Below are 20109 nucleotides of genomic sequence, written 5' to 3' on the forward strand. Positions count from 1 at the left end.
GAGACCATCCTCTTCGTCTGCACCGGCAACATCTGCCGCTCTCCGTATCTCGAGTACGGGCTGAGGGCCCGCCTCGGCGGGGCGGCGGGTGATGTGCGCATCGAATCCGCAGGGACGGCCGCTCTCGTGGATCACCCGGTCGCACCGGCGATGCAGCGCATCCTTCACGAGCAGGGAATCGACGCATCCGATTTCCGCGCCCGCAGGCTGAACCGGGACATCCTCGATCGCGCCGGCCTGGTCGTCACGGCGGAACGCGATCATCGTGCTTTCGTGTCTCGACTGAGCCCCGAGCACGCCACGAAGAGCTTCACTCTGCGTCAATTGTCTCGACTGCTCGACGTCCCCGCCCCGACGATCGACGCCGGTACCCGCGTGGAGTTCGTCTTGGGACATGCGCGCGCGTCGCGCGGGATGGCGGGCCCCGCTTCAGCCGAGGATGACATCGACGATCCCTGGGGACGCCGAATGGGTGTCTACCGTCGCACCGCCCTGCAGCTGGACCGCGGTCTCGAGACGCTGGTCACCGCCCTCGTAGCCGCATCCTGATCCGTGCGGTTCCCCTTCGTCAGTAGCGGGGAACCGCACGGAACATCAGCTACCAGGTAGTGACGGCGTAGTACTGCAGGTCCTGCGTGTACGGGTTCGACACCACCGGGTGGGGCGACACCGCGGAGTCCACGGTGGAACCGTTCCGCGTGATCTTGGCGCTGATCGTGCCGAGTTGCAGCGGTGCGGTGAATGCCGTGACGCCCGCCGGCGCCGAGAAGGTCGTCGTCTTGCCGCCCGCGGTGATCTCGACCGTCGCCGGTGCCGTCAGCCAGACGAGCGCCTCGACGGTGTCGCGCGGCGAGAAGCTCTCACCACCCAGGTTCGGCGTCATGAGTCGATGCCGGTACGTCGGAGTCGCATTGTGGAACTGGATCCGGTGCGTCACAATCATCGCGTCCTCGGTGATCGCCGGCTGAGCACCGGAGTGGAACCACTCGGAGTAGTACCGCGTGAGGTCGAGGAACGACTCGCCATGAGCGACCGACGGATTGATGTGCGTCGATTCGCTGTAATCGTTCCAGGTGACGAGCTGGATGTAGTCCACCTGCTCCCGGATGGCTTTCGCCCATTGGGCCCGTACCGATGCGGTGTTGTACGAGTCCGCATACGTGTAGGACAGCGCCCGGACATCCTGGAGCGCGATCGGCTCCATCCACGTCTTGCCGTGCGCAGCGGCCCGCGCGTCGTTGTTGGGCGTTCGAAGAATGTTCGCCTCGGTTCGCATCCCCCAGTTCCCGAAACCGTCCGCGATCCCTGCAAACGCCTGCATATTCCTCTCGCCGGCGTCGAGGAAGACGGCCTGGAAGGTAATGGGCAGCTTGTATTCCGACTCCAGCAGTCCGATGACCTCCGTCCACCACGCAACCGACCGGCCCTCCGCTTTGAACGAAGAGAGGAAGTACTCACCGTCCTCGACATAGACGGAGTCGTACGCGTACAGAGAGGCGAGCAGCTGGGCCACCGTCTTCGGCGATTCTTTACTGAAGCTCGCCGTTCCATCCACCATGGGAACGACAAGGAATCCGCCGACTCGATCGGCAGCCTTCATCATGTTGATCACCGCTTGCCAGTTCTGCCCTGAAGGCGACAACAGGTCCAGGGTCCAACCGTCGATCCCCGCATCCTTGGCCTGTCGGATTTCGGTCATGAAGTTGCGCACTTGCCAGTCCGAATACGAGGAGACTCCCGGGGACAAGGGCCGATCCCTGAGGCGACCTCCCGACTCGGCGGCCTTACCGTTCTCACCCTCGGGCTTGAGGTAGTTGCGTGCGTAGTAGTCGTTCTCGGCGCGCTGGTTGTCCAGAGAGAGCGGGTACGGCACGAAGTAATGCGCGAAGACGAGTGGCCCATCGAGGTCGGGCGTCGTCGAGTCCACGGGCACCGTCGGCGGGGCGGGCGCGGGCGGCTGGGTCGGCGTCGGTGTCGGCGTGGGCGTAGGAGTCGGGGAGGCGGACGGCGTCGCCGTCGGCGTGGGTGACGGTGACTGAGGCGGCACCGGAGTGGCGCTCGGTACCGAGGACGGCGTCGGCGTGACACTCGCGGTCGGCGCGTCCTGGTATTCAACCAGGAGCTTCGGCGCTTTGGATCCCGTCCGGTAGAACTTCAGCTGGATGTACTTCTGCGAGTAGGCGACCGAGAAGGAGAATGATCCCGACGTCGAGATGGCCGCGGGGTCGATCGGAACCTCTACAGTGCGGCGCGGCGCCACCGCGGGCGTCTCGCGGGACACCTTGCCGCCATCGCCCGGCCGGTCGACGTGCGTCAACGTGCGGGACTGCCATGACGTGGAGGTCTTGGCGACGACGACGCCGGCCTTCGTCGCGGTGGTCGCGTTGACCGTCAGCACGAGTTTCGCGGACGTGATGACTTTGCCCTTCAGGGACGTTCCGGAGAACTTCAGAAACGTCCGATCTTGAACGGCGGTCGCGCTCAGATAGGTCTGGCGCTGCGGCTTGTTGGGCTCGCGGGACGTCGTCCATCCGGTATCCACGGCACTGAGCGTGGTGGTCGCCGACGCGGCAGCGCCGGTTGCGACGACTGTCGTCGGAATCAGAAGTGCGACGACCGCAACGACCACGGCGAGGGCCGATGCCCTGCGTGACCGCTTGCGCACAACGGGTGGCGCGGCATGCGCCGGGCCCCGTCGCGCATATCGATGCATCGGTTCTGCGTGCGCGGAATCGCGGCGTCTCTTGGTCACGGTGGAGGATTTCCTATCGGTTTCGCGGCTTTGAGGCAACACTTCTGCCCATGCATCACGGCCCCACCCACCGATCACGCGTCCCCAGACGTTCCGTGAACCATAGCCGCTGCGGGCGACGATCGCCAGTTTCGACTCAGCGGGTCGTGCGACCAGGCAGGGAGAGATTGTCGACCGTTATCCAAAATCGCCTACGATTACGCGTATGCACCGTGACTCTGGGGGCGCGGCGCGGTTCTTCACCCGGGATATCGGGGGTATGCCGCTGTGGTCTCTCTTCCTCGTCGCCGCCGTCGTATGCGGCGGCGCCATAGCCATCTCCTCGGGAGGCGTGGCTTCCGCCCGCCCGGCACCGACCTTCGCAGCGCCCACGTCGGCGCCCACGCCGCAGATTCCTGAGCCCAAATCACTCGCCGTGTTCCTCGGTGACTCGTATACGCAAGGCGTCGGTGGCGAAGGTGTCCGATGGCCCGACCTCGTCGGCGACGAGCGGGGATGGGACGTCGCGAACCTCGCGCTCGGCGGCACCGGGTACATCGCGACATCCGATGCCAACGGCTGCGGACGGCCCTACTGCGGCACGTACCTCGAGGCGAGCTCCGAGATCGTCGGCAGTCCGCGATACATCTTCGTCGCGGGCGGACGCAACGACCTGGGAGCCGCGCCGGCGGATGTTCTCGCGGCGGCTGACACGCTCTTCGCACAGCTTCGGGAGCGGTATCCCGACGCACAGATATTCGTCGTCGAACCATGGTTCGACGACGATGCGCCGCCGAACGCGCTCGGCAACCTCTCGGTTGCGATCGACGAAGCGGCGGCAACCAACGGCGTGACCGTGATCGAGACGAATCAACCGCTCCGCGCACAAGAAGCCCTGATTTCGGAGGACGGCGTCCACCCGAATGCCGAGGGCTACCGGGCGCTCGCCGCCGAAGTCCAGGCGGCTCTCGCCGCCGCCCTGGGCGCCTGAACCACTCGCGGCCTGCAGGAACACTCAATTCGCTGAGGCGCAAACTCGCGTTCGACCAGGGGTAGTTGTAGTATCGCGCTAGCAGAACACCGACTTGGGGTGTGTTCTCGTGTAGTACCGGGCTGGGGAGCCCGATCTGATCTTGGGGAGATCATGACGCAACGTATTGGCTATGCCGCAGGCGCTTTCGACTTGTTCCACGTCGGACACCTGAACATCCTTCGTCACGCGAAGGAGAACTGCGACACTCTGATCGCGGGTGTCGTGAGCGACGAGATGCTGCGTCAGGTCAAGGGGATCGAATCCATCATCCCCACTGCTGAGCGCGCCGAGATCGTGCGCAACATCCGCTATGTCGACGGCGTCTACGTCGAGACCGGACCCGACAAGCTCGACGCGTGGCGCGAGGTCGGCTTCACGCACTTCTTCAAGGGTGATGACTGGCGCGGCACCGAGAAAGGTCTGCGTTTGGAGCGGGAATTCGCTCAGGTCGGCGTCGAGGTCGTGTACTTCCCGTACACGGCCCATACTTCGAGCAGCGCCCTTCGCCGTGCGCTCGATGCCATCACGACGCGCGGTGTCACACGCCAGGGCGAGCGCGTCGCGCAGGCGTGACCACTGCGTGAACGGCGCCACTGCTGCAGGCCGGTTCTAGGCTTGAGGGATGACTACCGAGACTCCCGTCGAAACCATCACCATGTTCGGAGCGGACTGGTGCCGCGACTGCATCCGCACCAAGAAGCAGCTCGACGGACTGGGCATCGCCTACACGTACGTCGACCTCGTCGCCGACCCGTCGGCTGCGGATGTCGCTCGTGACATCTCGGGACGCACCAACATCCCCGTCGTTCTGTATCCGGATGCCTCGTTCCAGGTCGAGCCGTCGAACGCCGACGTCGAGTCGAAGCTCCGTGAGCTCGATCTCGTCTGACCCCGTCGCTGCCACCCTCGACGACGACATAGCGGCCCTGCAGACCGGGCTTCACTCCTGGACTCACCTCACGCTCGCGCAGCGTGCTCGCCTCCTCGAGCGCGTGCGCGCGAGGGTCGTCGCCTGCGCACCGGAGTGGGCCGAACAGGCCGCCCTCATGAAGGGTCTGGACGGTCGGCACCCGCTCCGGGGCGAGGAGTGGCTGAGCGGCCCGTACGCGGTGATCGTCGCGCTCGATGCGTTTGTTCGCACCCTCGGGGAACTGAGCGCGGGACGGAGTCCCATCGACGCCCTGGCCCTCGGCACCGCTCCGGGCGGACGCGTGACGGTGCCCGCGTTCCCTGCGACTCCCACCGATGCGCTCCTGCTATCGGGATTCACGGCGGAAGTATGGCTGCGGCCCGGGGTGACGGCGCAGGATGCCCGCAGGGCCGCTGGGCTCGGCCAGCGGCATCCGACCGACGCGGGTGGCGTCGGTCTGGTACTGGGAGCCGGCAACGTGACCGCGATTCCGGTGCTCGACGTGCTGTACGAGCTGATCGCCGGCAACCGTGTCGCGATCCTCAAGCTCAACCCGACGATGGATACCCTCGCGCCGACCTTGCGGCGAGCGCTCGCACCGCTGATCGCGGCGGGGTTCCTGCGCATCGTCACGGGCGACGGCACGGTCGGCGCAGCCCTGACCAGGCACCCCGGCATCAACCATGTCCACATCACGGGATCCGAGGCGACGTTCGACGCCATCGTGTGGGGCACCGGTGAAGATGCGGCACGACGGCGGCGGGATGACGACCCGGTGATGCCCAAACCGATCACCGCCGAGCTCGGCGGGGTTTCGCCCGTCATCGTGGTCCCCGGCGAATGGACGGCGGCCGACCTGCGCTTTCAGGCCGAGCACGTCGTGACGATGCGCCTACAGAACGCCGGACACAACTGCATCGCGGGCCAGGTCGTCGTCATCTCACGGGACTGGGCGCAGCGCGGCGCATTCCTCTCCGAGCTCCGCGCCGCATACCTACGCGCTCCGCACCGCCCGACCTGGTACCCGCAGGCGCCCGAGCGCGTCGCGCGGGCTGCCGCCGACTCTCCCGTCGCGGAGACGTATGACGGTGGCGGCGAGCGCGTCCTCATGGTGATCGGTGCGGAACAGGATGCCTCGGCGCTCGAGACCACGGAGTACTTCGCGCCGATCCTCGGCGTGATCGACCTGCCGGGTACAGGCCAGCAGTTCCTCGACGACGCCGTCGCCCACGCGAACGACCGCCTCACCGGCACCCTGGGGGCGAACCTCCTGATCGATCCCGCGACGCGAACCGCCCTCGGCGCGGGCTTCGACGAGGCGATCGCCGAGCTGCGCTATGGCGCCATCGCGATCAACGCCTGGACGGGCTTCAACTTCTTGCTCGCGAACGGGACGTGGGGCGCCTACCCGGGCGGAACGCTCGAGGACGTCGGCAGCGGGATCGGCATCGTGCACAACGCCCTGCTGCTCGACGGCGTCGAACGGACGGTCGTCCAGGGACCGTTCCGCCCGTTCCCCCGCTCGCTCGGCGACGTGCGCGACCCCGCCGAGCGGACCGTGCTGCCCAAGCCGCCCTGGTTCGTCACGGCGCGAACCGGCGCCGTGGTGAGCGAGGGGTTCACGCGGTACCAGATGACGGGCAACGTCGCGGGACTCGCGCGGACCCTGGCCCGGGCGCTGCGCGCTTAGCTGGTCACTTCGACAGGCTCAGTGACCGAAGCGGGCGGAGCGTAGCGCCGTGCCGCCGAAACACCCCTCGCACGACGAAACACCCCTCGCCGGGGGGTTTGTCGTGGCGCAAGGGGTGTTTCGGCCGCCGAATGGCGGGCGGGGTGCAGCGCCGGGGTCAGCGTGAGGCGAAGCGGTCTGTCGCCGCGACGAGCGCGGACTGGATGGCGGGCTCGGTGGCCGAATGCCCGGCGTCGGCGACGAGCACGAAGTGAGCCTCGGGCCACGCCCGACGCAAGTCCCACGCGGTCATGGGCGGCGTGCAGATGTCATAGCGCCCCTGCACGATGACGGCAGGGATGTCTCGAAGGATTCCGACATCCTCGATCAACTGCCCCTCGCGGAACCAGCCGCCATGGACGAAGTAGTGGTTCTCGATCCGCGCGAACGCGGTCGCCGCGGCGGGCTCGGTCATCGAGGCGACGAGCGCCGCGTCAGGGCGCAGGGTGAGTGTGGATGCCTCCCAGCGACTCCACGCCACGGCTGCGGGCACATGCACGTTCGGATCGGGGTCGGTCAGGCGGCGGTGGTACGCGTCGATCATCCGTGAGCGCTCCAGCACCGGGATCGGCGCGATGAAGTCCTCCCACAGGTCCGGGAAGATCGCCGAGGCGCCGCCCTCGTAGAACCACTCGAGCTCGTGCCGGCGCAGCGTGAAGACCCCGCGCAGGATGATCTCGGTCACGACCGCCGGATGCGTCTGCGCGTACGCCAGCGCGAGGGCACTCCCCCACGAGCCACCGAACACCTGCCAGCGCGCGATGCCGAGGTTCTTGCGCAGCAACTCGATGTCGGCGACGAGGTGCCACGTCGTGTTGTAGCGCAGGTCGTCGCCGGGGTCGCTGGCGTGCGGGGTGCTGCGTCCGCAACCGCGCTGATCGAACAGCACGATGCGGTACTTCTCGGGGTCGAAGAGCCGCCGGTGCCAGGCGGACGTGCCCGCACCCGGTCCGCCGTGCAGGAAGACGACGGGCTTGCCCTTCGGATTGCCGCTGCACTCCCAATAGATCCGTTGGCCATCCCCCACCAACAGCTCGCCGGACTCGTAGGGCTCTATCGGCGGGTACAGGGGCGACGAGACGGGATGCGACGAGACGTGCGCCGCAGAGCTCTCGTCGGGGGTGGACACCATTCGGCCACGCTATCGCGTCCCCCGCCGATCATCGGGACGCCCTCCCGAGGTCGGCAGACCCCGCCTCTGAAGAACCGACCCCTAGGCTCTACGCATGGCTCGAGTGACGACCGTCACGCTCACCAGCGAGGGTGGACACCCTCGGGGTTCGGAAGGACGGACGTGGATCTGATTCTGCTGGTGGTGATGGGCGTCGTCGCGGTCGCCCTCGTCACCGCCCTCGCGCCGCGCGTCGGCGTTGCGGGCCCCCTCGCGCTGGTTGCTCTCGGCATCGTGGTCAGCTTTCTGCCCTTCGTTCCCGAGTTCGAGGTCGAGCCCGAGTGGATCCTGGCGGGCATCCTTCCGCCGCTGCTGTATTCGGCGGCGGTGGCACTGCCCGCCGTGGAGTTCCGGCGCGATTTCGGCCTGATCGGGGCACTGTCCGTCGGCCTGGTGCTGATCTCGTCGCTCGTCCTCGGGGGCATCTTCGCCGTGCTGGTGCCCGGTCTCGGCATCGCTCTCGCGATCGGTCTGGGCGCGATCCTGAGCCCGACGGATGCCGTGGCGACATCCATCGTGCGAAAGCTCGGGATCTCGCCCCGCATCGTGACGGTGCTCGAGGGCGAGAGCCTGCTCAATGACGCCACGGCGCTCGTGCTGCTGAGTTCGGCGATCGCGGCGGTGACGGGATCGTTCTCGGTCTTGGACACCATCTGGGACTTCGGCTGGGCCGTGCTGTTGGCGGTCGTCGTCGGCGCGGTGGTCGGCTTCGTCAACCTGCGGGTACGGGCCTGGGTCGCCAGCCCGACGGCCAACACCGCACTCAGCTTCACGATCCCGTTCATCGCCTACGTCCCCACCGAGTACTTCGGCGGTTCGGGCCTCGTCGCCGCCGTGGTTGCCGGGATCGTGACCGGGCAGGGCTCGGCGCGCTGGTTCACGGCGGAACAACGGATGTCGGACGCCCTCAACTGGCGGACGATCGAACTGGTTCTCGAGGGCGGCGTCTTCCTCATCATGGGCCTCGAGCTGTACGGCCTCATCGTCGAGAGCGAAGAGAAGCACGAGGGCGTCTGGCATGCCGCCACGCTCGCCCTCGTCGCGATCCTGATCGTGCTCGCCGTGCGCATTCTTTATGTCGCGCCCCTCGTCTGGGCGCAGAGCCGTCGGGCTCGCAGGATCTCGTCGCTGCGCGACCGCTTCGACGACTGGGACAAGAGGGTCACGGATGCCTCGGCCTCCGATGCTCTGGCGGGCAGGCCGCGCCGCGGGCCCGTCCGAGCTCGCGCGAAAGGCCCGAACCATCCGCGTCGCCTGTTCCATTTCAGCCTGCGGATGACTCGGGCTCGTGCCGATCTGGACTACTACGAAGCATCGCCCCTGGGGTGGCGGCATGGCTCGCTGATCGTCTGGGCCGGCATGCGGGGAGCCGTGACCGTCGCGGCGGCACAGACCCTTCCGCGGGAGACGGAGAGCCGGGCGACGCTGCTGCTCGTGGCATTCTTCGTGGCCGCGGGGACTCTGCTGATCCAGGGAGGGACCCTCGGCTGGGTAGCGCGCCGACTGGGGCTCGCAGGGTCGGGCGGCGGCGCATCCCCGGAGGAACGCGACAACCTGCGGGACGAGTTGCAGACCGCGGCCGCGACCGCCCTGGCTTCCCCGGATCTGCGTCGAGGCGACGGGACATCCTTCGATACGGAGATCGTGGCGCGGGTACGGGCACGCGTGCTGCAGCCCCCCGAAGACGACTCGAACGCGCGAGCGATGGAGATGAGCGAATTGCGCCTGGCCATGATCCACGCCATGCACGATCGCCTGCTGGAACTGCGCCGCGACGGCACCTACAGCACCGCCGCGCTCCGGCACTCGCTCGACGAGCTGGACGCGGACGAGCTCAGCATCCAGATGCGTCTCAGCGATTCCGAGCGGACCGGCGAGTAAGTCACGGCGCGCTCGTGCACCGACTCATGCACAATGGATCGTGCGGGTCTGTGAGCAGGGAGCACCCATGAACGAAACGATCGACGCGGTCGCCGACGGTCATACCCACGCGCCCTCCACGGACCGGCAGGAAGACTGCGCCACAGACACGACGGCCCCCCTGCATCTGCCCCACCTCGCAGCCGAATGCCCGAAGTGCTTCACCGAGTTGCAGCGCGATCGCGACTGGTGGCTGGCCCGGCCCGCGGGTGCCCGCCTCGTCGGTCTCGTCGTCGCACGCGACGGGATGCCCACGGTCACCGAACAGCGAGATGAGCTGACCCGCTTCGGCGTGCCCATCGCGGGGTTCCGGCACCCCTCACCCGAGATCCTCGAGGGATGGTCCGACCGGCTCGGTCGGTTCTTCGCTACCCTCCAGCATGGGGACGTCCTCGTCGTTGCGAACGTGCACGCCCTGGGGCGGGACATCGACGAAGAGACGCGCGCCGTCGCGGAGCTGCACGCGCGCGGTGTCGTCGTGAAGGTGCTCAGCCACGGCGGGCGGCACCTGTTCGACACCGGACGCTGACCGCACCGGCATTTCGACTCGGCGCTGCGCGCCGTGCTCGATGGCCGGGTCGTCAGGAGCCGACGTACGTCCGAAGGTGCTGGGCGGTCAGAGTTTGTCCCGATGCCACCAACTCGGCCGGAGTGCCCTCGAAGACGATCCGACCGCCATCACGTCCCGCTCCCGGACCCATGTCGATGATCCAGTCGGCGTGAGCCATCACAGCCTGGTGATGCTCGATCACGATGACCGAGTTCCCGGCGTCGACCAGGCGGTCGAGCAGCCCCAGCAGGTTGTCGACGTCGGCCAGGTGCAGTCCCGTCGTCGGTTCGTCGAGCACGTACACCGCGCCTTTCCTGGCCATGCTGATGGCGAGCTTCAGGCGCTGTCGCTCACCCCCCGAGAGCGTATTCAGGCGCTGGCCGAGCGTGATGTACGAAAGTCCCACGTCGACCATCCGCGCCAGCGTCGTGTGGGCCGGGCCGGACGGGAAGAACTCGGATGCCTCGGCCGCCGACATCGACATGACCTCGTGGATGTTGACCCCGTTCAGGCGGTACGCGAGAACCTCGTCCGAGAAGCCCTTGCCCTCGCACACCTCGCAGACCGTCTCGACCGTCGAGGCGAACCCGAGCTCGGTGATGATGATCCCGAGTCCCTTGCAGACGGGGCAGGCGCCGGCCGAGTTCGCGCTGAAGAGGGCGGGTTTGACACCATTCGCCTTCGCGAAGGCGGCGCGGATGCCATCGAGCACACCCGTGTAGGTCGCCGGGTTGCTGCGCCGAGAACCGCGGATCGGTGCCTGGTCGACGACCACGACGTCCTCGAACGACGGCAGGTGCCCGTGGATGAGCGACGACTTGCCCGATCCGGCCACCCCCGTCACGACGGTCAGGATGCCGAGCGGGATGTCGACGTCGACGTTCTGCAGGTTGTGCTGCGTCGCGCCGCGGATCTGCAGGGCGCTCGTGGATGCGCGCACGGAGGGCTTCAGCCGGGCGCGATGATCCAGATGGCGGCCGGTGAGGGTGTCGGAGGCGCGGAGCCCCGCGACATCCCCCGTGAAGGTGATCTCTCCCCCGTTGCGCCCGGCACCCGGACCCAGGTCCACGACGTGGTCGGCGATCGCGATCACCTCGGGTTTGTGCTCGACGACCAGCACGGTGTTGCCCTTGTCGCGCAGGCGTCGGAGGAGATCGTTCATGCGCTCGATGTCGTGCGGGTGGAGTCCCGCGGTCGGCTCGTCGAACACATAGGTGATGTCGGTCAGGCTCGATCCGAGGTGGCGGATCATCTTGGTGCGCTGCGCCTCTCCGCCCGACAGCGTTCCGCTGGAGCGATCGAGCGACAGGTACCCCAGACCGATCTCCACGAACGAGTCGACCAGGTGGCGGAGGCCCGCCAGAAGCGGTGCGACCTCGGGGTCGTCGATCGTCCGGAGCCACGCGGCGAGGTCCGTGATCTGCATGGCCGCCGCATCCGCGATGCTCACGCCCCCGATCGTCGACGATCGCGCCGCCTCGCTCAGGCGCGTCCCGCCGCAGTCGGGACAGGCGGTGAACTTGACCGCGCGATCGACGAAGGCGCGGATGTGGGGCTGCAGCGCATCGCGATCCTTCTGGAGGAAGCTCTTCGTGATCTTCGGAATCAAGCCCTCGTAGGTCATGTTGAAGTCACGCATTTTGACCTTCACGGGCTCCTTGTAGAGGAAGTCCTGGCGCTCCTGCTCGGTGAAGTCGCGGATCTTCTTGTCGGGGTCGAGAAACCCCGACTCTGTGAAGCCGCGCACCATCCACCCGTCGACATTGTAGCCGGGGATCGTGATGGCCCCCTCGGCGAGCGACTTGCCGCTGTCGAAGAGTTCGTCGAGGTCGATGTCGCTCGCCTCGCCGAGTCCCTCGCAGCGCGGGCACATCCCGCCCGTCACCGTGAAGGATCGCGCCTCGCGGGTGCCGTCGTCCTTCTTGATCACGCCCGACCCGCTGACGGAGGGCACGTTGAACGAGAACGCCTGCGGAGATCCGATGTGCGGTGTGCCGAGGCGGCTGAAGAGCATCCGCAGCATCGCGTGCGCGTCCGTCGCGGTTCCCACGGTCGAGCGTGCGTTCGCGCCCATCCGCTCCTGGTCGACAAGGATCGCGGGCGAGAGGTTCTCGAGCGCATCGACATCCGGACGGTCGGGGGCCGCCATGAACTGCTGGATGAAGGTGGAGTAGGTCTCGTTGATCAGCCGCTGGGACTCGGCGGCGATCGTGCCGAAGACGAGCGAGGACTTGCCCGAGCCGCTCACCCCGGTGAAAACCGTGAGCCGACGCTTCGGGATCTCGAGCGAGACGTTCTTGAGGTTGTTCTCGCGTGCACCGACGACGCGGATGACCTCGTGCGCGTCCGCGATGTGTCCTGCCGACCGATCAGCCATGGTGCGTCCCCTCTACGGGGACCAGTGTGCCCGACACCGCGGACGTTTTGGTGTCCGCGGTGTCGGGCAGTCTCCGGTTCGACTGTCGATGATCGATGTCAGCGCGAGAGCGGAACGTCGATCTGCGACAGCGGAGCGGGCGTTCTAGACGCGCGGGTCCTCGGGCGCGCTGGTCTCGCTGCGCGTGATGCGCTCACCCGAGACGGGGTCGACGCCGCTGCGGGTCGTCGAGGCGACGCTGCGCCGACGAGCCAGCAGCGCGATCCCGATGATCGTGATGATGACGCCGGCGCCCATCAGGATGTAGCCGACCGTCTTGATGTCGATCCAGCCGAGGTCGACGTTGAGCGCGAAGGCGCAGATCGCGCCGACCGCGAAGAGAAAGATGCCGAATCCGATGCTCATGAGGTGCCTGCTTTCGGTGTTTGCGGCGCGGCCAATCGGCGCGCCGCGGACGACCCTACGCATGCCGAAGGCCGGACGCGACGGGTTGCGCCCGGCCTTCGGCATGCGGTAAGGGCTCAGGCTCGGGTCGGAGTCTTCCCCTTCTTCTCGGGAACGGGAGCCGATCCGGATGCCTCGAGCGCGGCGTAGTACGCCCGCGCCTCGTCCTGGCGCACCTTCTCGGCACCCGACGCGATCGGTGCGCGCACGTGCTCGGGGGCGAAACCGAAGGCCTCGACGAGGTCGAGCGAATGCGGCCGCAGTCGCACGCACAGGCGATCGATGTAGCTCGACACAGCCCCGCCGCGCTGGGCGGAGAGGCGTCCGTTGATGAGGTACCAGGCCAGGTGCTTCTCGATCATGCTCAGCCCGAACAGGTCGCGCAGCCACGTCAGCACCTGACGGCTGCCCTCGTCCGTGACGCGCGCGAGGGCGTCCGTGAACGCCTCCCACTGCAGCAGCTCACCGTGTGCACGGGCCGCCTCGATCAGCTCGGACTGGTTGGCGTTGAACAACGCGGCAGCCTCGTCGCGTGGCAGTTTCGCGGCGGAACGCAGGCGCCCCGCGATGTCGGCGACCATCTGCTGCACGCGGCCTGTCAGCAGCTCGTGCTGCTGGTCCGCACGCAGACCGCGCTCGACCGACCTCGCGGTCGAACCGAGGTCACCGACCGCCTGTCCGAGCTGACGAAGTCCAGCACCGTGGAAGAACTTGCCCGCGGTCTGCCCGACGGCGAACGCCGCGAGAGCCCGAGCATCCTTGTCCTTGAACTGCCGCCCGTAGTCGGTCAGCAGACGCTTGCCGACGAGCTGCAGCAACACGTTGTTGTCGCCCTCGAACGTCGCGAAGATGTCGAGGTCGGCGCGCAGGCCCACGAGGCGGTTCTCGAACAGGAAGCCGTTGCCGCCGCAGGCCTCGCGCGACTCCTGGAGCGTGTCGAGCGCGTGCCAGGTCGAGAGGGGCTTGAGTGCCGCGGCGAGGGTCTCGAGGTCTTCGCGGTCCGCGTCGGTGTCGGACTTGCCGCTGAACACGGCGTCGAACTTCTGCAGGAACTCGTCGTGGGCGAAGAGGCCCGCGTACGTGGTCGCGAGGCGCGGCAGCAGACGACGCTGGTGCCGCCCGTAGTCCATCAAGACGACCTCGTCGGTGCCCGCACCGGAGTCGAACTGGCGGCGCTGCGTCGCGTAGGTGATCGCGATGTTCAGGCCCAGTGCGGACGCCCACATGGCAGATCCATCGAGCGAGACGCGTCCCTGCACGAGGGTGCCGAGCATCGTGAAGAAACGGCGGCCGGGGCTCGAGATGTCGCTCGAGTAGGTGCCGTCCGCGGCGACGTCACCGTACTTGTTCAGGAGGTTGGTGCGCGGGATCCGGACGCCGTCGAAGTGCAGGCGGCCGTTGTCGATGCCGTTGAGTCCGCCCTTCAGCCCGTCGTCTTCGCCGCCGATGCCGGGCAGGAAGTCGCCGTTCTCATCGCGGAGCGGCACATAGAAGCAGTGCACGCCGTGGTTGACGCCGTTCGTGATGAGCTGCGCGAACACGGTCGCCGCGATGCCGTGCAGGGCTGCGTTGCCGAGGTAGTCCTTCCACGCACCGCGGAAGGGCGTCTGGATGACGAACTCTTCGGCCTCGACGTCGTAGGTAGCCGTCGTGCCGATCGCCGCGACATCCGATCCGTGGCCGGTCTCGGTCATCGCGAAAGCGCCCGGGATGTCGAGGCTCATGATGCCGGGCAGCCACTTGTCGTGGTGCTCCTTGGTACCGAGTTGCAGCACCGCCGAGCCGAACAGGCCCCACTGGACGCCCGCCTTGATCTGCAGGCTCGGGTCGGCCGTGACGAGCTCTTCGAACCCGGCGATGTTGGAGCCGTTGTTCTCTTCGCCGCCGTACGCCTTGGGGAAGGCGCGGTGCACGCCACCCTGCTCGACCAGGAGCCGCAGCTGGCCGAGCACGCGCTCGCGGTGCTCGTCCATCGCGAGCGAATCGTCACGCCAGAGGTCGGGATTCTTCGTCATCTCGCGGGCGACGCGGCGTGTGTCGGCCCACGTGCCGAGCAGGAGGTCGGTGACCTGCTCGATATCGATGCGCGGATCGGATGCCTCGACGGCGCTGGTCGGCGCCGTCTTCGCACCACCCGCGGGGGTGCGCTTGTCACTCGAGGGCTTGCGGGAGCGAACGGCGGTGTCAGCCATGACTGTCCTCTCGACAGCGAAAACTACAGGGGTGACGTCATCGTAGGACTGCCACAACGATGGGTGAACTCGCCTGTACGTTTACGCCAAAGGCCCCGCACCCCGTTCACCGGGTGGATTGTCGCCTCCCCACACACGGGTATCGGACTGGCCCTGCTCGCGGTCGGGGGCATGACCGGGACGGCTACGTGCCGGCGATCACCGCGAGGACGGCCTCGCCGTATGCCTCGCGCTTCTTCGCGCCGATGCCCGTGATCCCATCCAGCTCGGCCGCCGACGAGGGCCGGTGCTCGGCCAGCGCGCGCAGGGTCGCATCGCCGAACACGATGTACGCCGGCATACCCAGCTCGCGCGCCGTTTCGGCCCGCCAGGCGCGGAGTGCTTCGAACAGCGGCTGGTCGGCCGCATCCACGTCCGCTGATGCGGCCGTTCGCCGCGAACGGGAGCCGCCGCCCCCGCCGGTGCGCCCGAGCACATCGCGCCGCAAGGGCACGGGCGCCTCTCCGCGCAGTACGGAGCCGGCCGGTTCGCCGAGCGCCAGGGTGCCGTATTCACCCTGCGCCACAAGGATGCCGCGAGCGAGCAGCTGACGGATGACGCTCCGCCAGTCCTGGTCGCTCAACTCGGCGCCCAGGCCATAGGTCGAGAGCTTGTCGTGGCCCTGTTGCCGGATGCGGTCGGTGGACGCCCCGCGCAGGATGTCGACGAGATGGCCCGCACCGAAGGCCTGGCCGCGCTCGCGTTGCAGACGCACGATGGTCGAGAGGAGCTTCTGCGCAGGCACGAGTCCGTCCCAGGTCTCGGGCGGAGTGAGACAGGTATCGCAGTTGCCACACGGACCGGATGCTTCGCCGAAATATCCGAGCAGGTTCTGCCGGCGGCATCCGACCGTCTCGCAGAGCGCCAGCATCGCGTCGAGGTGCTGACCGAGACGCGTCTTGTACGAGCGGTCGCCGGGGCTCTGATCGATCATGCGCCGCTGTTGCACCACGTCGCCGAGGCCGTAGACCATCCAGGCGACGGATGGTTCGCCATCGCGACCCGCGCGGCCCGTCTCCTGGTAATAACCCTCGACCGACTTCGGCAGGTCGACATGAGCGACGAAACGAACATCCGGCTTGTCGATCCCCATACCGAACGCGATCGTCGCGACCATCACCACGCCGTCTTCGCGCAGGAACCGGGACTGGTGCGTCGAGCGCGTCGAGGCGTCGAGACCCGCGTGATACGGCAGCGCGTTGATCCCCTGCGTGCGTAGGTAGGCGGCGGTCTGGTCGACGCTCTTGCGGCTGAGCGCGTAAACGATCCCGGCCGACCCCTCGGGCTGGGTGCGGATGAAGGACAGCAGCTGCTTGCGCGGCTCGACCTTCGGCTCGACGCGGTACTGGATGTTCGGGCGATCGAAGCTCGCGACGAAGTGCCGGGCCTCGGGCAGCCGCAGCCGCTCACCGATCTCGGCGTGCGTTGCGGGCGTCGCGGTCGCGGTCAGGGCGAGGCGCGGAACCCCCGGGAACCGCTCGGCCAGGTCGCCGAGCCCGAGGTAGTCGGGACGGAAGTCGTGACCCCATTGCGAAACACAGTGAGCCTCGTCGATCGCGATGACGCTGAGCTTGCCACCCTCGAGCAGACGCGCGGTGGACGACGTGTTGAGACGCTCGGGCGCGACGTAGAGCAGGTCGAGCTCGCCCGCCAGATAGGACCGCTCGACCTGGGCGCGTTCGTCGGGATCCTGGGTCGAGTTGAGGTAGGCGGCCCGAACGCCGTTGGCGCGGAGGGCATCGACCTGGTCGTGCATCAGGGCGATGAGAGGCGAGACGACCAGGCCCGTGCCCTCACGGACGAGCGCCGGGACTTGGTAACAGACACTCTTGCCGGCGCCCGTGGGCATCAGGACGATGGCATCGCCACCCGCGACGACATGCTCGATGACCTCGGCCTGGTCACCGCGGAACGCGTCGTAGCCGTAGACGGTGCGGAGGGCATCGAGCGGAGTCGCATAGCCGGATGCGGCGGCGCGGCGCTCGCGCGGGGGTGCGGTTACCGAGCCCGGGCGGCTGGAGCCTGTCGCGATCGGGGTCGGGGCTGCCCAGTCGGGTGGGGGTGCGCCCGTGTCGGGCGGCGGCACCCAGTCGTCGGGTTCGGGGGCCCAGTCATCCGGTGGCGGTTCGTCCCACGCACCGGCCCACTGCTCGCCCGCGGCGGACGGATCGGAAGGGGCTGGGGGCACCTGTCGAGTGTAACGAGCGCCCCCGACGCTCGGCCCGGGCGGGGGCAGCGCGACGAGCAGCGAACATCTCGGAGGTTCGCTGGGGCTGAAGTGAACACGGGGCTAGTTTTGGGCGACACGAAAGCCAACCACACCTCTCGGATGTTCGCGGCGTCCCGCGTCGACCACGGGGCGTGGACGTTACAGCCGCAGGACCTCGTCGACGTGCAGCACCGCGGCACCCTCCTCGTCGGACGCATCGAGATCGACCGACCCGCGGATCCGCCAGTCGTGGTTGCCATCCGGGTCGTCGATCGTCTGCTCGACCCGCCATATGCCGTTCGCGGCATCCGACTCGTCGATCGCGACGAGCGCGGGAGATCGCGCCGGGCCGCCCGTCATGATCTCGTCGTGCTCGTCGAAGTACGCGTCGAGCGCATCGGGCCATCCGGCGTCGGGATCGAGCTCGACGAGCTCGTCGTCCTGCTGAAGAGCTGCGAGACGGATGCGCCGGAACAGCTCGTTGCGCACCAGCACCATGAACGCCCGCCGGTTCCGCACGAGCGAGGGCGGGGGCGGCGGCACGACCGGTGCGGAGGGGTCGGTGACCGGGTTGATCAGGCTCTCCCACTCGTCGACGAGACTGGAGTCGACCTGCCGGACGAGTTCACCCAACCAGGCGACGACGTCGAGCAGGTCCTCGGTCTGAGCCTCGATCGGGACGGTCTGCCGAATCGCCCGGTAGGCGTCGCTCAGGTACCTCAGCACCAGACCTTCGCTCCGGCCGAGTTGATAGAGCGAGACGAACTCGCCGAACGAGAGGGCCCGCTCGTACATGTCGCGGACGACCGACTTGGGCGAGAGTTCGAAGTCGCGGATCCACGGCTGGCTCGAGGCGAAGACCTCGTAGGCCTGGGCCAGCAGCTCCGCGAGAGGCTGGGGGTGCGTGACCTCCTCGAGCGCCGCCATCCGCTCGTCGTACTCGATCCCGGCTCGCTTCATCGCCGCAACCGCCTCGCCCCGCGCGCGGAACTGCTGCTGCGACAGCACGGGGCGGGGGTCGTCGAGCGTCGCCTCGATCACGCTGAGCACGTCGAGCGCGTAGTGGCCCGTCCCGACGGTCTGGGAACCGTCCGCAATTCGCAGATTCTCGCGAGGTTCGAAGGAATCGGGCGCGATTTTACGGAGTTCGCGCGATTCTGCGAGGTTGGCCGCGTCGCTGGCGGGCTCGGTGCGATCCAGCAACTCGATCGCGGCGAGCGCGAACGGCGAGAGCGGCTGGTTGAGGGCGAAGTTCGGCTGCAGGTCGACGGTCAGACGGATGGTGCCTTCCGCCCCGACCTCGACGATGCCGGCCTGACGAAGAGTGCGGAAGATCGCCAGTGCCCGGCGCGCGAGGGCGTAACGGCGCGGCAGGGGCTCGTGGTTGTCGAACACCAGCGAGCGGACGTTCGCGAACACGTCACCGCCCCGAGCGATGACGTTGATCAGCATCGCCGCCGTGAGTTGCATCTGCGGCAGCAGCGGTTCGGGCTCGGCGACCACGAGCTTGTCGAAGGACGCCTCGCCCCAAGACACGAATCCCTGTGGCGCCTTCTTGCGCACGATGTTCTTGACCTTCGACGACGGGTTCTGCGCCTGCTTGGCGGTCGCCTTGCGGAGGGCGGCCTCGTTCTCGATCTCATGCTCGGGCGCCATCACCACGACGGTTCCCGCGGTGTCGTAACCCGCTCGCCCGGCGCGCCCGGCGATCTGGTGGAATTCGCGGGCGCTGAGCTGACGCATCCGCTGTCCGTCGTATTTCGACAGCGCCGTGATGAGCACCGTGCGAATCGGGACATTGATGCCGACGCCGAGGGTGTCGGTGCCGCAGATGACCCGCAGGAGGCCGCGCTGGGCCAGGGTCTCGACGAGGCGGCGGTACCTGGGCAGCATGCCCGCGTGATGCACCCCGATGCCCGCACGTACGAGGCGCGAGAGCGTCTTGCCGAAGCCCGTGGTGAAGCGGAAGCCTCCGATCGCCTCCGCGATCTCGTCGCGCTGCTCGCGTGAAACGATCTTCACGCTCGAGAGGGCCTGCGCCCGCTCCATGGCCGCTGCCTGCGAGAAATGGACGACGTAGATCGGCGCCTGTTTCGTCTCGAGCAGCTCTTCAACAGCCTCGTGGATCTGATCCTTCGAGTACGAGAAGTGCAGCGGAACGGGACGCTCGACTCCGGTCACGAGGGCGACGGTCCGCTTCGTCCGACGTTCGAGATCTTCCGCGATCGGGGTCACGTCGCCGAGCGTCGCCGACATCAACAGGAACTGCGCACGCGGGAGCAACAGCAGCGGCACCTGCCAGGCCCAGCCGCGGTCGGGATCGCCGTAGTAGTGGAACTCGTCCATCACGACCTGGTCGACGGATGCGTCGGCGCCCTGGCGGAGCGCCAGGTTCGCCAGGATCTCGGCCGTGCAACAGATAATCGGGGCGTCCGGGTTGACCGAGGAGTCACCCGTCACCATGCCGACATTCGACGCCCCGAAGATCTCGGCGAGCGCAAAGAACTTCTCGCTCACGAGCGCCTTGATCGGGGCCGTGTAATAGGTGCGACCGCCGCGAGCGAGGCAGGCGGCGTGCGCCGCGACGGCGACGAGGGACTTACCGGTGCCCGTCGGCGTCGACAGGATCACGTGCGCCCCCGAGACGAGCTCGATGACGGCCTCGTCCTGCGCCGGGTACAGACTCAGGCCCCGCTCGGAAGCCCAATCGACGAAAGCTTCGTAGATCACGTCCGGGCTCGCGTCGGTGCTCGGGGGCATCCGCGCGAGAAGGTCCATTCCTCGAGTCTTCCCCATGCGGCCGG

The 20109-nt window shown here is 67.8% G+C and carries 14 protein-coding genes; 7 read left to right on the forward strand and 7 right to left on the reverse strand.

The genetic code is table 11. The annotated features are described in order from the left end of the window. The first annotated feature begins 6 nt into the window (after positions 1-6). Positions 7-549 carry a hypothetical protein gene (locus tag ACIQ0W_RS09340; RefSeq protein WP_396642644.1) on the forward strand — a complete coding sequence of 181 codons (543 nt, stop codon included), beginning with the start codon at positions 7-9 and terminating at the stop codon, positions 547-549. Between the two features lie 49 nt (positions 550-598). Here ACIQ0W_RS09340 and ACIQ0W_RS09345 read toward each other — a convergent pair whose 3' ends face one another. Further along, complete coding sequence (locus tag ACIQ0W_RS09345) at positions 599-2665, reverse strand: glycoside hydrolase family 71 protein (RefSeq protein ID WP_396642517.1); 2067 nt, start codon at positions 2663-2665, stop codon at positions 599-601. 292 nt (positions 2666-2957) lie between these two features. On the opposite strand from ACIQ0W_RS09345, the gene ACIQ0W_RS09350 reads away from it, so the two are divergent. The 4 genes from ACIQ0W_RS09350 (at position 2958) to ACIQ0W_RS09365 (ending at position 6364) form a co-directional block, all read left to right on the forward strand. Next, the gene (locus tag ACIQ0W_RS09350) at positions 2958-3722 is read left to right on the forward strand and encodes an SGNH/GDSL hydrolase family protein (protein ID WP_396642518.1); all 765 of its coding nucleotides are present in this window, start codon (positions 2958-2960) and stop codon (positions 3720-3722) included. Between the two features lie 153 nt (positions 3723-3875). Beyond that, a complete protein-coding gene (locus ACIQ0W_RS09355) occupies positions 3876-4337 on the forward strand; it encodes an adenylyltransferase/cytidyltransferase family protein (RefSeq protein ID WP_396642520.1) in 462 nt (153 codons plus the stop codon). 49 nt (positions 4338-4386) lie between these two features. Then, entirely contained in the window at positions 4387-4653 is a 267-nt protein-coding gene (locus ACIQ0W_RS09360) for a glutaredoxin domain-containing protein (protein ID WP_396642522.1), read from the forward strand. After that, on the forward strand, positions 4634-6364 hold the full coding sequence (locus ACIQ0W_RS09365; RefSeq protein ID WP_396642523.1) for an aldehyde dehydrogenase family protein: 1731 nt from the start codon (positions 4634-4636) through the stop codon (positions 6362-6364). The genes ACIQ0W_RS09360 and ACIQ0W_RS09365 overlap by 20 nt, the downstream gene beginning before the upstream one ends. A gap of 157 nt (positions 6365-6521) precedes the next feature. Here ACIQ0W_RS09365 and pip read toward each other — a convergent pair whose 3' ends face one another. Then, positions 6522-7535: a prolyl aminopeptidase gene (gene pip / locus ACIQ0W_RS09370; RefSeq protein ID WP_396642525.1), complete on the reverse strand. Its 1014-nt coding sequence runs from the start codon at positions 7533-7535 to the stop codon at positions 6522-6524. A gap of 162 nt (positions 7536-7697) precedes the next feature. On the opposite strand from pip, the gene ACIQ0W_RS09375 reads away from it, so the two are divergent. Next, positions 7698-9455, forward strand: a complete 1758-nt coding sequence (locus ACIQ0W_RS09375) for a cation:proton antiporter (protein ID WP_396642527.1) — start codon at positions 7698-7700, stop codon at positions 9453-9455. Between the two features lie 67 nt (positions 9456-9522). Beyond that, entirely contained in the window at positions 9523-10023 is a 501-nt protein-coding gene (locus ACIQ0W_RS09380) for a recombinase family protein (protein WP_396642529.1), read from the forward strand. 52 nt (positions 10024-10075) lie between these two features. Here the strand turns inward: ACIQ0W_RS09380 and ACIQ0W_RS09385 are convergent, their stop codons facing one another. The 5 genes from ACIQ0W_RS09385 to ACIQ0W_RS09405 form a co-directional block, all read right to left on the reverse strand. Further along, positions 10076-12421 (reverse strand): ATP-binding cassette domain-containing protein, encoded by a 2346-nt coding sequence (locus ACIQ0W_RS09385; RefSeq protein ID WP_396642531.1) that lies wholly within the window; start codon positions 12419-12421, stop codon positions 10076-10078. Positions 12422-12565: 144 nt separating this feature from the next. After that, positions 12566-12826: a DUF6458 family protein gene (locus ACIQ0W_RS09390; RefSeq protein ID WP_100812388.1), complete on the reverse strand. Its 261-nt coding sequence runs from the start codon at positions 12824-12826 to the stop codon at positions 12566-12568. A 116-nt stretch (positions 12827-12942) separates the two neighbouring features. After that, on the reverse strand, positions 12943-15057 hold the full coding sequence (locus tag ACIQ0W_RS09395) for an acyl-CoA dehydrogenase (protein WP_396642533.1): 2115 nt from the start codon (positions 15055-15057) through the stop codon (positions 12943-12945). A gap of 184 nt (positions 15058-15241) precedes the next feature. Further along, a complete protein-coding gene (gene recQ, locus ACIQ0W_RS09400) occupies positions 15242-17284 on the reverse strand; it encodes a DNA helicase RecQ (RefSeq protein ID WP_396642535.1) in 2043 nt (680 codons plus the stop codon). 180 nt (positions 17285-17464) lie between these two features. Further along, complete coding sequence (locus ACIQ0W_RS09405; protein ID WP_396642536.1) at positions 17465-20083, reverse strand: DEAD/DEAH box helicase; 2619 nt, start codon at positions 20081-20083, stop codon at positions 17465-17467. Between the last annotated feature and the right edge of the window lie 26 nt (positions 20084-20109).

The sequence above is a fragment of the Microbacterium sp. genome, assembly GCF_044340635.1.
GTDB lineage: Bacteria > Actinomycetota > Actinomycetes > Actinomycetales > Microbacteriaceae > Microbacterium.

Coding starts and splice junctions, on each gene's coding strand:
- ACIQ0W_RS09350 (WP_396642518.1), top strand. CDS start 2,958: ATGCACCGTGACTCTGGGGGCGCGGCGCGGTTCTTCACCCGGGATATC.
- ACIQ0W_RS09355 (WP_396642520.1), top strand. CDS start 3,876: ATGACGCAACGTATTGGCTATGCCGCAGGCGCTTTCGACTTGTTCCAC.
- ACIQ0W_RS09360 (WP_396642522.1), top strand. CDS start 4,387: ATGACTACCGAGACTCCCGTCGAAACCATCACCATGTTCGGAGCGGAC.
- pip (WP_396642525.1), bottom strand. CDS start 7,535: ATGGTGTCCACCCCCGACGAGAGCTCTGCGGCGCACGTCTCGTCGCAT.
- ACIQ0W_RS09380 (WP_396642529.1), top strand. CDS start 9,523: ATGAACGAAACGATCGACGCGGTCGCCGACGGTCATACCCACGCGCCC.
- ACIQ0W_RS09385 (WP_396642531.1), bottom strand. CDS start 12,421: ATGGCTGATCGGTCGGCAGGACACATCGCGGACGCGCACGAGGTCATC.
- ACIQ0W_RS09390 (WP_100812388.1), bottom strand. CDS start 12,826: ATGAGCATCGGATTCGGCATCTTTCTCTTCGCGGTCGGCGCGATCTGC.
- ACIQ0W_RS09395 (WP_396642533.1), bottom strand. CDS start 15,057: ATGGCTGACACCGCCGTTCGCTCCCGCAAGCCCTCGAGTGACAAGCGC.
- ACIQ0W_RS09405 (WP_396642536.1), bottom strand. CDS start 20,083: ATGGACCTTCTCGCGCGGATGCCCCCGAGCACCGACGCGAGCCCGGAC.